This window comes from Paenibacillus anseongensis (assembly GCF_009757995.1).
Lineage (GTDB): Bacteria > Bacillota > Bacilli > Paenibacillales > NBRC-103111 > Paenibacillus_E > Paenibacillus_E chondroitinus.
Genome location: NZ_WSEM01000037.1, coordinates 75,225 through 90,064, shown reverse-complemented (window position 1 = coordinate 90,064; position 14,840 = coordinate 75,225). Strand labels below are relative to the sequence as shown.

11 protein-coding genes are annotated in these 14,840 nt (G+C 47.1%); all 11 read left to right on the top strand.

The window, feature by feature from the left end:
- The first annotated feature begins 193 nt into the window (after positions 1 to 193).
- The 11 genes from GON05_RS34650 (at position 194) to GON05_RS34600 (ending at position 14,701) form a co-directional block, all read left to right on the top strand.
- On the top strand, positions 194 to 1,225 hold the full coding sequence (locus tag GON05_RS34650; protein ID WP_220138816.1) for an ABC transporter substrate-binding protein: 1,032 nt from the start codon (positions 194 to 196) through the stop codon (positions 1,223 to 1,225).
- Positions 1,226 to 1,310: 85 nt separating this feature from the next.
- Positions 1,311 to 2,846, top strand: coding sequence for a sugar ABC transporter ATP-binding protein (locus tag GON05_RS34645; RefSeq protein WP_127450418.1), 1,536 nt, complete (start codon positions 1,311 to 1,313; stop codon positions 2,844 to 2,846).
- A complete protein-coding gene (locus GON05_RS34640; protein ID WP_246239705.1) occupies positions 2,818 to 3,858 on the top strand; it encodes an ABC transporter permease in 1,041 nt (346 codons plus the stop codon). The genes GON05_RS34645 and GON05_RS34640 overlap by 29 nt, the downstream gene beginning before the upstream one ends.
- Entirely contained in the window at positions 3,842 to 4,870 is a 1,029-nt protein-coding gene (gene yjfF, locus GON05_RS34635) for a galactofuranose ABC transporter, permease protein YjfF (RefSeq protein ID WP_127450416.1), read from the top strand. Before GON05_RS34640 ends, yjfF begins: the two co-directional genes overlap by 17 nt.
- A 37-nt stretch (positions 4,871 to 4,907) precedes the next feature.
- Positions 4,908 to 6,692 carry a sensor histidine kinase gene (locus GON05_RS40015; protein WP_157326073.1) on the top strand — a complete coding sequence of 595 codons (1,785 nt, stop codon included), beginning with the start codon at positions 4,908 to 4,910 and terminating at the stop codon, positions 6,690 to 6,692.
- 22 nt (positions 6,693 to 6,714) lie between these two features.
- Positions 6,715 to 7,908 carry a response regulator transcription factor gene (locus GON05_RS34625; RefSeq protein WP_185157268.1) on the top strand — a complete coding sequence of 398 codons (1,194 nt, stop codon included), beginning with the start codon at positions 6,715 to 6,717 and terminating at the stop codon, positions 7,906 to 7,908.
- A gap of 1 nt (position 7,909) precedes the next feature.
- Positions 7,910 to 9,802 (top strand): substrate-binding domain-containing protein, encoded by a 1,893-nt coding sequence (locus GON05_RS34620; RefSeq protein WP_157326071.1) that lies wholly within the window; start codon positions 7,910 to 7,912, stop codon positions 9,800 to 9,802.
- Positions 9,803 to 9,820: 18 nt separating this feature from the next.
- A complete protein-coding gene (locus tag GON05_RS34615) occupies positions 9,821 to 10,372 on the top strand; it encodes a GNAT family N-acetyltransferase (RefSeq protein ID WP_157326070.1) in 552 nt (183 codons plus the stop codon).
- A 355-nt stretch (positions 10,373 to 10,727) separates the two neighbouring features.
- The gene (locus GON05_RS34610) at positions 10,728 to 12,698 is read left to right on the top strand and encodes an ABC transporter substrate-binding protein (RefSeq protein ID WP_157326069.1); all 1,971 of its coding nucleotides are present in this window, start codon (positions 10,728 to 10,730) and stop codon (positions 12,696 to 12,698) included.
- The gene (locus GON05_RS34605; protein ID WP_157326068.1) at positions 12,688 to 13,707 is read left to right on the top strand and encodes a FecCD family ABC transporter permease; all 1,020 of its coding nucleotides are present in this window, start codon (positions 12,688 to 12,690) and stop codon (positions 13,705 to 13,707) included. The genes GON05_RS34610 and GON05_RS34605 overlap by 11 nt, the downstream gene beginning before the upstream one ends.
- On the top strand, positions 13,700 to 14,701 hold the full coding sequence (locus GON05_RS34600) for a FecCD family ABC transporter permease (RefSeq protein WP_157326067.1): 1,002 nt from the start codon (positions 13,700 to 13,702) through the stop codon (positions 14,699 to 14,701). The genes GON05_RS34605 and GON05_RS34600 overlap by 8 nt, the downstream gene beginning before the upstream one ends.
- Positions 14,702 to 14,840: the final 139 nt, after the last annotated feature.

The following is a 14,840-nucleotide window of genomic DNA, read 5'->3' as shown; positions in this document are numbered from 1 at the left end:
ACGTTCCGGTACTGCCCGTCATTCCCCACGTTCAATCCGCCAGCTTCGGCTGCTGCCTGGCAGTCGCACTCTTTCACTTGAATTTCATCCACTATGACGGAATAAAGCAAAAAATGACTTTTACGTGTAAAGACCTTTACCTGGTTAAATATTACACTAAGGTTGTAAATAATTATTTCGAGGAGGAACACAAATGGTACAAAGAAAAAGAGTCATGGGGGCACTTGTAACAGCAACGGTATTAATGTCATTGGTCGCAGGCTGCGGGGCTAAAACAACAGAAACGACTTCCGCTACAACAGCGCCTCAAGCTACGAAGGCGGCAGAAGCAGCTAAAGCAGGAGATGGCAAAGTTACCGTTGGTTTCTCCCAAATCGGAGCGGAGAGCGGCTGGCGCGGTGCGGAAACGCAATCCATTCAAGATACAGCCAAAGCTGATCCTACAATCGATTTGAAGTTCTCTGATGCGCAGCAAAAACAAGAAAACCAAATTAAAGCCATTCGCTCTTTTATCGCCCAAAAGGTTGATGTCATCGCTATGGCTCCTGTCGTAGAAACAGGCTGGGAAGCTGTTCTGAAAGAAGCGAAGGATGCGAAAATTCCGGTTATCCTCGTTGACCGTGGCATCGACAAAAAGAATGAAGATCTATACACAAGCTTTATCGGATCCGACTTTATCGTAGAAGGCCAAAACGCGGCCAAAGCAATGGCAGAGCACCTTGGAGACAAAGGGAATATCGTTGAGTTGGAAGGAACCGTTGGCGCGAGCGCAGCAACCGACCGTAAAAAAGGTTTTGACGATGAGATGAAAAAACACCCGAACATTAAAATCGTAAAATCGCAAAGCGGTGATTTCAACCGTGCAACAGGTAAACAAGTGATGGAAGCGATCTTGAAATCCCCTGAAGGTAAAGATATTCAAGGCGTATACGCTCATAACGACGACATGGCTCTAGGTGCAATTCAAGCGATTGAAGAAGCTGGTAAAAAACCAGGTACAGATGTGAAAATCGTTTCCATTGACGGTATCAAAGAAGCTTTCGAAGCTGTTAAAGCCGGCAAGCTGAATACGGTTGTTGAGTGTAACCCACTTCTCGGACCTCAATTGTTCCAAGCGGCAAAAGATCTGAAAGCTGGAAAACAGCTTCCAAAATGGATTAAATCTAACGAAGATGTGTTCACAGGCCAAAAAGCTATCGACGCTCTGCCAAACCGTAAGTACTAAGATAAATAGAGAATTAAACGAAATCAAGAGTCAATCGGAGCTCTTGATTTCGTTCATCCAAGAATGAATAAAGGAGTGGAGAGGAATGCAGCAGCAACCCGTATTAACGATGACTGGCGTTAGTAAATTTTTCCCTGGTGTCAAAGCTTTAACGAATGTGGATTTTCAGCTTAAAAGAGGAGAAATTCATGCTTTGATGGGACAGAATGGCGCAGGGAAATCCACCTTGATTAAAGTTTTGACAGGTGTGCATGAGATGGATCAAGGCATCGTTACCTTGAACGGCCAACAAGTGCACATCAAATCTCCAAAGGATGCGCAAGCTTTAGGCATCAGTACGGTTTACCAAGAAGTGAATCTGTGTCCGAATTTATCCGTTGCGGAGAATTTGTTCATCGGCCGTCAACCCCGTAAGCGCGGAGGAAGCATCGATTGGCACGCCTTGAACCATAAGGCGGAGGAACTGCTGGAGCGATTGAGCATTCAGCTCGACGTAACGAAGCCGCTCTCCGAATTCTCCGTAGCGATTCAGCAGATGGTGGCGATCGCGCGAGCGGTCGATATTTCTTCCGGTCTGCTTATTCTGGATGAACCGACGTCCAGTCTGGATCAGCAAGAGGTTAAGGAACTCTTCCGAATTATGAGGAAGCTGAAGGACGAGGGGATGGCGATCGTCTTCGTTACGCACTTCATGGATCAAGTGTATGAGGTATCCGATCGCATTACAGTGCTGAGAAACGGAGAGCTGGTAGGCGAGTATTTGACCGAGGAATTGCCGAGAATCAACCTGATCTCTAAGATGATTGGCCGTGAATGGACGGATGAAGAACAGCAAAGTAAGATTGTCGGAATGAAAAAAGGCGAGGTGTGGGTGTCAGCCAAACAATTAGGACGTCGAGGTTCCATGGAGCCATTCGATATAACGGTTCGCAAAGGAGAGGTTTTAGGGCTTGCAGGTTTGCTCGGATCCGGGCGCACGGAAATCGCAAAGTTGATTTTTGGCATCGATAAGGCGGATGAAGGTGCAATGACGATCGATAATGAGAAGATCCGCACCATGTTTCCTAAGAAAGCGATCGAATACGGTTTAGCGTTTTGTCCAGAAGAACGTAAGGTTGAAGGTATCATCGGGGAATTGACGGTTCGGGAAAATATTGTGCTCGCGCTGCAAGCCAAACGCGGAATCTTGCATAATTTATCGCTTCGCAAGCAGCAAGAAATCGCAGAGTATTATATGAAGCTGCTAAGCATCAAGGCTTCCAGCATGGAGCAAAGGATTGATCAGCTTAGCGGAGGGAATCAGCAGAAGGCGATATTGGCGAGATGGTTAGCGACAGAACCGAAGCTCCTCATCTTAGATGAGCCGACTCGCGGGATTGACGTTGGCTCCAAAGCCGAAATTCGCAAATTAATTTTATCGCTTGCAGCGGAGGGAATGACCATTTTGATGATCACATCCGAATGGGAAGAGATGGTTGGCTGCTGTGACCGCATCCTGGTATTGCGCGATCGCCAGATCATTGGTGAGTTGAACGGGAACGAAATCGGTGAACAACGAATTATGCAGATGATTGCAGAGGGAGGGTATGAAAATGACGCCGCTAAAGAGCATGTTTCATAATGTGATTCGCTCCAAATTGTTTTGGCCCTCACTAGGGATCGCGGTAATTTTGCTATTTAATGCCCTGTTTACTCCTGGATTTTTCAATATTCGGATACAAGACGGGCACTTATTTGGAAGTTTGATTGATATTTTAAATAGAGGAACACCGATCCTTATCATTGCGCTCGGCATGACGCTGGTTATTGCCAAAGAAGGGATTGATATCTCGGTAGGTTCCGTGCTGGCGATTGCCGCTTCCTTGGCCGCATTTCTGCTCCAGAAACATGTTCCATTCGCTTTAGCCTTATTGGCAGGCTTGGGAATCGGCGTACTGTGCGGGTACTGGAATGGTTTGCTCGTAGCGAAGTTGAAAATCCAGCCGATGATCGCCACACTAATCTTGTTAACCGTAGGTCGAGGCATAGCACAGCTAATTTCAGGCGGAAAGATCATTACGATCTCCGATAAAGCTTACCGCTTTGTAGGCGGAGGTTATTTGCTCGGACTGCCTTTTGCCGTCATTTTGGCTGTCGTTGTTTTTGTTGTTTTACATGTCATTACACGGAAAACGGCGTTTGGGTTATTCCTGGAATCTGTTGGTTCCAACCGCGTTTCCAGTGAATTTGCCGGCATCAATTCTACACGCATTATGATGTCTGTCTATGTGATTTGCGGCTTTTGCGCAGCCCTTGCCGGCATTATTGTCAGCTCCAATATTACAGGCGCAGATTCTAACAACGCCGGGTTATGGTTCGAGCTCGACGCGATCTTGGCCGTTGTTATCGGCGGCACCTCCATGCGAGGCGGACGTTTCTACTTAGGCGGCACCGTGTTAGGAGCTCTATTCATCCAAACCTTAACGACGACCATTTACACGTTAGGCGTGCCATCAGAGTCTGTTATGGTTGTCAAAGCCGTCGTTATTATTCTTGTCAGCTTAGTCCAATCTGACGTATTAAGAAGTATGTTCAGTCGTACGTTTAGCCGAAAAACGGGAAAGAAGGTGCTTGTTCATGAAAATGCCGCTTAAAATTACATCCTCCAACATCACCATTCTTGCCACGATTCTATTGTTCATTTCGCTATATGGAACAGGCTCCGCGATGTTTGACAGCTTTTTCTCCATGCAGGTCTTTTTAAATTTGTTCGTGGATAACGCGTTTCTGATTATTGTTGCGACGGGCCTTGCATTTGTCATTGTAACAGGAGGAATCGATCTTTCCGTTGCGTCGTTGATTGCTTTGGTCAGTGTGCTTTCCGCCGTTATGCTAAGAGCGGGCATTCATCCATTCGTTGTTATGCCAAGCGTGTTGCTGCTGGGCACTATATTTGGATTATTGCAAGGTTATCTGATTTGCCGCTTCCATATTCATCCGTGGATTGTCACGCTCGGCGGCATGTTTTTGGCACGTGGCACGTGCTTTTTGATCAGTCCCGAGAGTATTGTGATTGATAATCCCATATACAGCGCCATTTCCAACTTCAGAATTCCTTTGCCAGGGGATGGGTCTATCTCCATCGGGGTTGTTGTCGCGTTAGTCACCGTAGCTGCAGCTGTTTATGTTTCAAGATATACGGCGTTTGGCCGAAATGTTTATGCAATTGGCGGGAATGAGAAGTCTGCGGAATTAATGGGGCTTCCGGTGTATGTAACCAAACTAGCGGTGTATACGCTTAGCGGATTTTGCTCGGCATTAAGCGGAATCGTGTTTACATTCTACATGCTGTCCGGTTATGGCCTTCATTTAATGGGAGGCGAGATGGACGCAATTGCGGCTTGTGTTATTGGGGGCATCCTTTTAACAGGCGGATTTGGTTATTTCGTAGGTCCAATGCTTGGTGTTTTGAGCGCTGGCGTTATTCAAACGATGATTATGTTTCAAGGCTCTTTAAGCTCCTGGTGGACGAAAATCGTGATCGGTTTTCTCTTATTTGCCTTCATCGCCCTGCAGCGGGCCATCGTATCGAGAAGGGAAAGAAAGCGGAATCCGCATAACCCGAAAAAAACGAAAAGTACCGTCCAAAACGTAGTTCAGTTGTGATATTATAAGAACCAGATCAATTAAGAGGAGGATCGCAGTGAGAGCATATCTTCGTTGGTGGCACGATCGCAGCATACGTTTTAAGCTAAACTGCATCTTTCTCTTAATTATTCTTATCTCACTTCTTACGCTCAGCTTTTGGGGCATTCGAACATACAGCAGTTACTCCGAGAATCAAGCGGATCAAAGTACGCTGCAAATGATTCATCAGGTAGAAAGCAATGTGGATTACTATATCGAGCATCTGAAAGATGTTCAACATTACATAAGCCAGGATCCAGAAGTCGAGAAGTTTATGCAAATGAAGGGGCAAGAACCTTCGAAAGATGAAGTTGCACGAATTGATAAGACATTGACCATGTACACAGAGCGCAACAAAGAAATCATGGGCATTATGTTGGTTAATAAAAGCGGGTCATTTACATCGCATGATATGTTTCGCATTACACGCGATTCATTAGTTGAAGAAAGCTGGTTTCAGGATGCGCTGAAAGCACCTAATGATACAATGATCATTAGTAATCCGATAGGGCGTAACGTTTCTACGTCCCAAAATTACAGCTCCTACGATGTATTATCGCTCGTACACGCAGTAGTGGATCCCCAAACGGAAGAAGTGCTGGGGGTCGTTCTTATGGATTTAAGAATGGATATGATTAAATCCATCTTTGAAAATGTGAAGCTCGGCAAATCTGGATTCATGTACATCCTGGATCACAAAGGCAATATTGTGTATGCACCAACGAATGATATCGTATACCGCATTCAGAGCAAATGGCTGCCGGACGGTTCTCAAGGAAGTTTAACGCAGCAGATTAAAGGGCACGATTATCGCATTTTGTTCAATGATTCTGCAACGAATAAGTGGAGATTCATTGGGGTTATTCCGAATGACGATTACCAGAGAGTTATCACGGATATTCAGCTGTACACACTAATCGTTACCTTCATAACGATTGTTTTAGCGTCTTTGTTGTCCGCTTATTTTACCGGCACATTGATCCGTCCCATCCGCAAGCTGATGAGTTTGATGAGTCATGTGAAGAACGGTGAACTCAATCAACGTTTCGTCTCCGAAACCAAAGATGAGATTGGACAACTGGGCAACAGTTTTAATCATATGCTGGAAGAAATTAATAATTTAATTAATGTGGTTTATGCGGAGCAGAAAAAAAAGCGGGAAGCTGAGCTGCAAGTCCTTCAAGCCCAGATCAAACCGCATTTCCTATATAACACGCTGGATACCATCCAGTGGATGGCGCAAGAATATGAAGCCGACGATATTATTGAAGTGATCGGTGCGCTTACGAATCTATTCCGAATTGGCTTGAATCGAGGAAATGAGTGGATTCCGGTACGGGATGAGGTTAAACACGCCGAGAGCTATATGATTATCCAAATGTCCCGCTATATGGATAAATTAGATTTTAAATTCGATATTCCGGAACATTTGTACAGCTATCAGGTCCTGAAGCTTATTTTGCAGCCTTTAATTGAAAACGCGATTTATCATGGCATTAAGGCAAGAACAGGCAAGGGGAAGATCAGCATTTGCGCTGAGCTGGAGTCGGATCTGATTTGCTTTCGAATCACAGATGATGGAGCTGGCATACCGCCGGAAAAACTGGAGGAAATCAATCAAATTTTACGTGGGGAGAAAATGCGGGAAGATCAGTACGGAATCGGCTTGTTCAATGTAAATGAGCGTATTCAGCTCACTTATGGTACCGCTTACGGAATTCAGATCTATAGTGCTCTTGGCAAAGGTACAACAGTCGAAATCAAGCATCCAATGGTGCAAGCAGTGAAAAAGACAGGATGAGGTGACGAATATGTGGAAACTTATGATAGCAGACGATGAACCACGCATTCGAAACGGTTTATGTAAAACGCTTCCATGGGCTGATATGGGCATTGAGGTTGTTGCGGAGGCTGAAAACGGCAAAGAAGCGCTGGAAATCGCGGCTTCAGCTTGTCCTGATCTGATGTTTGTGGATATCAATATGCCCTTCATGAACGGTCTTGAATTGATCGAAAAATTGCATGATCAAAATCCGAATTGCCTGGTGATCGTCATTTCAGGCCATGATGAATTTTCTTACGCCCAGCAAGCTGTTCGTCTCAATGCCTTTGATTATTTGCTGAAGCCTGTGCAAAAAACGGAGCTTAGCTCAGCTGTCAACAAAGCGCTCGAAGTGCTGATGAAAGATAGAGTGGAGCAAAAGCATACGCAATGGATGAACCATAAATTGGAGTTCAATGCGGAAACAATGCGGGAAGAATTTTTCAGCAAATGGATTACTGGGAAGTTAACGAAGGAGCAGTTTGAGGAAGAATGGTTGTTTTTTCAACCGCAGTTCCACGGGAAAATCAGCATGCTGCTGCTAAAGCCGCTCGGCAAAGTGACAGCGAATGCCCCAAGCAAAATTTGGGACCCGGCATTGCTTGAATTTGCCATCAAAAATATTTTAAGCGAAATGCTTCCGCAGCTGCCGATCTCTACGGTTTTTAGTGCTGAAAAGGGCCGAATAGCTGCACTTACACAAATTTCAGATCTTAACAGTATACGAGCCATTTATCAAGAGTTTGAACGTGTAGTCATGACCTACCTGGGAGTCAGCATGCTGCTTACGCATTCGGTTGTTGAACAGCTTGAACAAGTGCCAAAGCATTATGAAGAAATGAATCAGGAATTGATTCGTGAAAGCGCTTTGACGCCTATTGTTATGATGACGAAGAAATATTTGGAAACCTACTATTATAAAGAAGACTTGTCTTTGTCCGAAGTGGCCGAACAGATGAACGTCAATGCCACGTACTTGAGTAAATTGTTAAAAAGAGATTTAGGCAAATCATTTGTAGATTGTCTTACTGATATTCGAATCAAAAAAGCCATTCAATATTTGAATGATCCGACTTCCAAAATGTATGAAATTGCGAAAAAAGTCGGCTACCAATCGCAGCATTATTTCAGCCATACTTTCAAAAAAATGACAGGCGTTTCGCCACTGGAATATAGAAAGCGTGGAGACTACTAGGATGAAGGTTCCCTCAAAAAAAGGTTACATTTGGCTGCTTACTTTTAGCTTGATTGGCCTGGTTGTGGTCATGCTCGTCGCGAGCCTCTTGCACCTTAAAGCGGTAAAAGATGAACCTGATTTTTTAATTGGCATTAGCCAACCGAACTTGAATGAACCCCGGCAGCTGCTGATGAACAATGAAATACGGAAAGAAGCCGAAAAGCACAAGAATGTTAAGCTTATTTTTACCGATGCTGCTGAAAATAGTGAGAAGCAGGTTCACGATGTCCAGAAGCTGATGAAATACGGCATCGATCTGCTTATTATTTCGCTGAATGACTCAGAGAAACTGACGCCGATCGTGACGGAGGTCTATAAGGACATTCCTGTGATTGTCCTTGGGCGAGGTGTTACCGGCTATGATTATTCGCTTTTTATCGGGTCGGATAATCTGTCGATTGGCAAAAAATCGGGGAAGTTAGCTGCTGATTTACTGGGTGGCTCTCCAGCGGATGTTGTGGAGATCAAAGGAGCTGTCAGTTCCAGATCCGTTGAAGAAACGAGCCGTGGGTTTCGAGATTATTTATCGCAATCACCATCTATTCAGGTGGATAAAGTGATTGTTGGAGACTGGCAGCGGGATCGAACGGAGGACGAGTTGAAGCGTATTTTACCAAGTTCTCCCGGAATCAAGCTCGTCTTTGCGCATAGTGATGCCATGGCGTTAGGCGCATATCGCGCGATTGATGCTTTAGGTTTGAGCAATGTGCAAATTATCGGTATTGATGGATTGGACACGGTAAATGGAGGATTTGATTTAGTCAAACAAGGTGTTCTTAGCGGGACGGTTACTAGTCCAACAGGGGGCAGAGAGTCGATTCAATACGCACTCGATATTCTGAACCGTGAGAAGGTTATTCCCAAAAAGATTATTTTGCCAAGCCATGTTATTACGCAAAAAAATACCAGAGAGCTAGGGGCAGCCAGTGACCCTAGTTTGAAACAGATGGCTTCACGTATGAGTGTGAACCCGAAAAAAATGAAGTTAGGTGTAGCGGTTGTAGGCTCTGAAAGCAGCTGGCGGGCAGCTAACACCGAATCTATTAAGAATGCGGCGGCTCAAGATCTCGGCATCGACCTTATTATGCAAAATGCCGAGGGCAGCCAAGACAAGCAAATCGAGATTATTCGGAGTTTTATTCAGCAAAGGGTGGACGTTATTGCCTTCACGCCGATTGTGGAGTCCGGCTGGGATGATGTCTTGGCGGAAGCCAAGGTTGCCGGTATACCGGTCATTTTGACGGATCGCAAGGTGAAGCTGGAGGATGACTCCTTATGGACGACGTTTATCGGTTCGGACTTTGTTGAAGAGGGACGGCGAGCAGCCAGATGGCTTGTGGAGCACAAGCCTGTGTCCGGGGAAACTCAAATTGTAGAACTCCAAGGAACTGCAGGGTCCGCACCGGCCATTGAGCGTAGACAAGGCTTTGAAGAGGTGCTCACTCAGAATGCCGGTTTTCGTGTGATCGCTTCCGAAGTCGGGGATTTTACGACGGAAAGCGGCCAGCAGTTAATGAGTAAAGTGCTTCAACAGGGAGCGATACCGCAAGTTGTTTTTGCACACAATGATGATATGGCACTTGGCGCGATTAAAGCGATTGAACAGATGGGCTTGAAGCCAGGCAAAGACATCATTGTCATTTCCGTGGACGCAACGAAGCTTGCCTTTCAAGCTATGCTTGCCGGGAAGCTGAACATGTCCGTGGAGTGCAACCCTTTGCTGGGGCCACAAATTATTAAAGCGGCTAAGGATCTTGCCACAGGCAAGGAAATTCCGGTGAATATCATTACAGCCGAAAGTATTTTCTCTCAGGAAACGGCTAAACGGGATGTTACTACACGCAAATATTAATAGAAGACGGAGTGGCTGATGCAAAACTATATGTGGTCAGGTAAAAAAGTCCGGTTACGCCCCGTTCTAGCTTCGGATTGGGAGAAATTCCATCTGAATGATTTGGATTCGGAAGGTGCGAGGCACTGCGACGTCATCTATTTTCCCAGATCGGAAGAAGGGACCAAAGCTTGGGCAGCGAATCAGGCAGCGAATGTTCCGGTCAGCGACAACGTCATGCTCGCCATAGAAACATTGGATGGTGAGCTGGTTGGGAGCATGAGCACTAGCAGCTGCGATCGGCGGCATGGCACTTTCAAATATGGCGTAGCCATTTTTCGCGAACATTGGCGTAGGGGATACGCTTCGGATGCGATAAAGATACTGCTGCGGTATTATTTCGAAGAGCTGCGCTATCAGAAAGTTACGGCGCATGTGTATGCCTTTAATGAGGGCTCCGTGGCGCTGCATGAGCGGCTTGGGTTCGTCCAGGAAGGCAGGCTGCGGAATATGATTTTCACGAAGGGGCAGCACTTTGATGAATGCCTGTTTGGCTTGACGAAGGGCGAATATGAGAATTTGGTGAAATAACACGTTGGCAAAGGACAGAAGGACCTAGCGATTTTCGCTAGGTTTTTTCGTTGTTTTATGTGGTGGAGGGATTCCAGGGAACTAGCGTCCGCTATTTCTCCGCTAATGCACATTTTTCACAGGTGAGGGGAACTACGATCCTCTATTTTGCGGATTTCTCACCTGAAAACTGTGTAATCGAGGACAAATAAGGGCCTGTAGTTCCGCTCAGAGAGGAAACAGGTCGTTTTTCTGGAAATAGGGGACTCCAGTTCCCCTAATGATCCGTTTGGGGACACTCAAATGATAATGAGAATTATTTTCAATTGTGATAAAATAGTTTTATATAGATAGGAATGAAAGGAATGACTGATTAATGAGAATTAGCGACCATATTGTCTTGTGGAATCATGTTCTCATCCGAGTGATGGACGTTCGCCGTATGCTGCTTGAGCCTGGTGAAGTGATGCGCGGGTATCGTGTGCCGACAAGCGCTTTCCTATATGTCACAGGAGGCAGTGGGCAGCTGCACATAGATGGCGTCGAAAGCCTTATGAAACGATTCCATGTTCTGCATGTAGGGAAAGGAATTCGCCTGGACATTGAGGCTGTGGAGCCGCTGGAATATTTCATGGTCCTGTACAAGGCAACTTTGCCGCTTCCGAGCCGATTTGAGCTTGTCAATCTGATGGAGCGTGAGAATCCGTTTCAGCTGCGCTATAGTTTATCGCCTAAGTTTCCGATTTCCTGGATGCAGAAGCTGGAGCATATGCATCAAATTTGGCAGGCGCCCAGCCCTCTCGATAAATTAAAGGTGAAGACGCTATTTTATCAATTGCTGTATGAACTGGTCGAGCAGCTGCACGAACAAGGGGTCGACGTCATCCCTCCCGATCTCGTCAGCCAAGCTGTTTATTATATGGAGGAACATTATCAGGAAACAGTGACACTGGAAGAGTTGGCCGATACGCTGGAATGCACGACTAGACAACTGCTGCGTTTGTTTAAAAATCAAATGGATACAAGCCCCATCGAGTATTTAATTGGGCTGCGGTTGAACAAGGCGAAGGAACTTCTCGTTTATACGGACAAAACGTTGAAAGAGATTTCGGAGAGTGTCGGTTACACGGACAGTTACTATTTTAGCCGGATTTTCAAAAAGCAGGAGGGTGTCTCTCCCAAAAGATTCAAAGAGCTGCATGCTTGGGAATGGCGTCGAAATAATCCATTCTTACTGTCGAGATATCCCATTGTGGCAGGTGGGCTTAGACGCTATAGTAGGAATGGTTATGAGAATCATTATCAAAGCAGGGGAGAGGGAGATTCACAGATGTATAAGAAATCAAGAGCTTGGATGACTGCCATGGTCGTCATCTGTTTCACATTATTACTTAGCGCGTGCTCAACGGGGGCAACGACATCGCCGAACGCGACGAGCAGCGTGACGCCGATTCCAAGCGCTAGCAGCACTTCAACTCCAGCAGCTAATAAGGAAGCCGATGCTCCGCGGGTCATTAAACACGCGATGGGAGAAACAACGATCAAAGGTACGCCATCTCGTGTCGTTATCCTGACCAATGAGGGGACGGAAGCGCTGCTGGCAGTTGGTGTAAAGCCGGTGGGAGCTGTTATGTCTTGGCTGGGTGAACCTTGGTACGACCATATCAAAAACGATATGCAGAATGTAACGGTCGTTGGCGATGAATTACAGCCGAATCTTGAGCTGATTGCCAGTTTGAAGCCGGACTTGATTATCGGGAACAAAGTGAGACAAGAGAAAATCTACGATCAATTGAAGCAAATCGCTCCTACGGTGTTTGCGGCTGACTTGGTTGGAGATTGGAAAGTCAATTTCAAGCTCTATTCAGAAGCTGTAAATAAAAAGGACGAAGGCGAGAAAGCGATGGCTGCTTTCGACAAGCGTGTAGCGGAAGTGAAAGGGAAGCTCGGCAGCAAAGCGGCAACGAAAGTTTCGCTGGTCCGTTTCTCGGCGTCGCAAGTGCGTATTTATCAGAAACAAACATTCGCCGGTGTATTGCTTAACCAATTAGGCATCGCACGTCCTGAGTCACAGGATAAGGAAAACTTCATTGAAGTCTTGAATAAAGAAAATATCGCCAAAATGGATGGCGACGTCCTGTTCTACTTTGTCACGGAAGCTAAAGGCAAGACAGATGCAGCGAATGTGGTGAAGGAATGGCAAAATGATCCGCTATTCAAAAACTTGAACGTAACAAAAACGAATAAAGTGATTCAGGTAGATGAGGGAATTTGGAACTCCGCAGGCGGATATAAAGCAGCGAACCTGCTGCTCGACGAATTGATTAAATACTTCGATGTCAAATAATACAGCCGCTTTACTTGACACGCGCAAGAGAAAGCTGACGGGATTGACAGCGGGAGCTGTGTTATTGCTTGTGCTTGCTGTAGCGAGCGTATTGCTGGGGGAGCACATATTCCGGCTCGGCGATTTATGGACGAGTTACAGGCATTTCGACGGTTCAAATGAGCATTTGATTCTTAGAACTACCCGGGTACCGCGGGTTCTGGTCGCAGCTGCAGTTGGCGCGTCGCTTGCCGTAGCAGGCGCCGTCATGCAGGTGTTGACGCGAAACCCGCTGGCGTCCCCTTCCATCTTCGGCATTAATGCCGGCGCTTCTTTATTCATCGTCATCGGGCTGGTCCTTTATGGATCAGCTCTTACGATGAATACGATGATTTGGATCGCTTTTGCCGGCGCGATTTTCGTCTCCGTCTGCGTCTATGCGATGGCGATGCGCGACAGCTGGTTCGAGCCGGTTAAGCTTACGCTTGCCGGCTCGGCGATGGGGGCGTTTGCCACGTCGATCACGTCGGGCTTGATTCTAATTAACAAGCAGTCGCTGGACGCGGCGTTGTTCTGGGTGATCGGGTCCGTTTCCGGGAGGAAATTGGACCATTTACTGTCCGTAGCCCCCTATATGGCGATTGGCTTAGGCCTCGCGTTTCTGCTGGCCGGCTCGCTCAATATTATGGTGCTAGGCGAGGAAAGCGCCCGGGGGCTGGGGCAGCGGGTGACGCTCGTACGGCTGCTTTCGTCACTTGCGGTCGTTCTGCTCGCCGGAAGTGCCGTGTCGGCGGCGGGTCCGATCGCATTCGTCGGACTGATTGTTCCGCACCTGTGCCGAACGCTGATTGGCCAGGATCACCGCTGGCTGCTGCCATGCTGCGCTTTAAGCGGAGCTTTGCTGCTGGTGGCAGCGGATCTGGCTGCGCGCTTCGTCTTGATGCCGAAAGAGGTCCCCGTCGGGATCGCCATGGCGATGCTTGGCGTGCCGTTTCTGATCCATACGGCAAGGAGGAAGGCCAATGATTAAATTGCGCTCGAGCAGATCGATTATGATCATCATCGGATTATTTCTCGCGATGATTGTGATTTCGATGTTTTGTCTCTCTATCGGCAGTGTAGGCATTCCGATGAAGGAAGTGTTTCTCTCGTTGATCGGACAGAACTTGGGCAGCTCCGACCTAATTCTAATGAATTTTCGGCTGCCGAGAATTCTTGCCGCCATCTTGATTGGTGCGGCACTGGCCGTATCGGGCACGTTGCTGCAGGGAGTCATTCGCAATCCGCTGGCTTCACCGGACATTCTGGGCGTCACGGGTGGCGCATCGGCTGCGGCAGTTGCTTTTATGACGCTGTTCACTGGCTACAGCATTCACTGGGTTCCGGTTGTTGCGATGGTGGGAGCGCTTCTCGCGGTCCTGATCAATTACCTGCTTGCTTGGAAAAGAGGGGTATCGACCTACAGGTTGGTGCTCATCGGCATTGGTCTCTCGGCCGCGATGGGCGCCCTTACCATGTTTCTGCTGATTAGCGGGCCGGCTTATTTGGCGGCTCAAGTGTTGAATTGGATGACCGGCAGCATTTACGGGACAAGTTGGAAGTATGTGCAGGTCATTTTCCCTTGGATTGCCGTCTTTATCCCGCTTTCGCTTCTGTATGCCAAGGAACTGACGATTCAGACCCTAGGCGAAGCGACGGCTCTGGGGCTAGGCAGCCGGCTGCAGTTTAGCCGGGTCATATTGCTGCTCTATAGCGTAGCACTCGCAGGTGCAGCTGTTGGGGTAGCGGGGATGATTTCATTCCTCGGCCTCATGGCTCCTCATATTGCTCGCAGGCTTGTGGGCAACTCGTATTCGCTCGTCATTCCCGTTGCAGCTTTGACCGGCGCGATCCTGCTGCTGCTGGCGGATTTGGCCGGACGTATGCTCTTTATGCCGCTTGATATACCGGCAGGGGTATTCACGGCGGGGATCGGAGCCCCGTTTTTCCTGTACTTATTGTTTAAACGCAAGCGGGTTGGCTAATACGATCCGCTAAGTTATAACCGTCATGAGGATATTCCTCTGACGGTTTTTATTTGTTTTGGGGTAGGTTTTGCTTACCTTTATTGCTGTACGTAAGCGGAGTAACTGGAATTTCTACTGTTAAAATGGCGCGTTGTGA

What these genes read in the sequence shown, in the direction of transcription:
- yjfF (WP_127450416.1), top strand. Translation starts at nt 3,842, where the DNA reads ATGAAAATGCCGCTTAAAATTACATCCTCCAACATCACCATTCTTGCC.
- GON05_RS34600 (WP_157326067.1), top strand. Translation starts at nt 13,700, where the DNA reads ATGATTAAATTGCGCTCGAGCAGATCGATTATGATCATCATCGGATTA.
- GON05_RS34625 (WP_185157268.1), top strand. Translation starts at nt 6,715, where the DNA reads ATGATAGCAGACGATGAACCACGCATTCGAAACGGTTTATGTAAAACG.
- GON05_RS34650 (WP_220138816.1), top strand. Translation starts at nt 194, where the DNA reads ATGGTACAAAGAAAAAGAGTCATGGGGGCACTTGTAACAGCAACGGTA.
- GON05_RS34615 (WP_157326070.1), top strand. Translation starts at nt 9,821, where the DNA reads ATGCAAAACTATATGTGGTCAGGTAAAAAAGTCCGGTTACGCCCCGTT.
- GON05_RS34620 (WP_157326071.1), top strand. Translation starts at nt 7,910, where the DNA reads ATGAAGGTTCCCTCAAAAAAAGGTTACATTTGGCTGCTTACTTTTAGC.
- GON05_RS34640 (WP_246239705.1), top strand. Translation starts at nt 2,818, where the DNA reads ATGACGCCGCTAAAGAGCATGTTTCATAATGTGATTCGCTCCAAATTG.
- GON05_RS34610 (WP_157326069.1), top strand. Translation starts at nt 10,728, where the DNA reads ATGAGAATTAGCGACCATATTGTCTTGTGGAATCATGTTCTCATCCGA.
- GON05_RS34645 (WP_127450418.1), top strand. Translation starts at nt 1,311, where the DNA reads ATGCAGCAGCAACCCGTATTAACGATGACTGGCGTTAGTAAATTTTTC.
- GON05_RS34605 (WP_157326068.1), top strand. Translation starts at nt 12,688, where the DNA reads ATGTCAAATAATACAGCCGCTTTACTTGACACGCGCAAGAGAAAGCTG.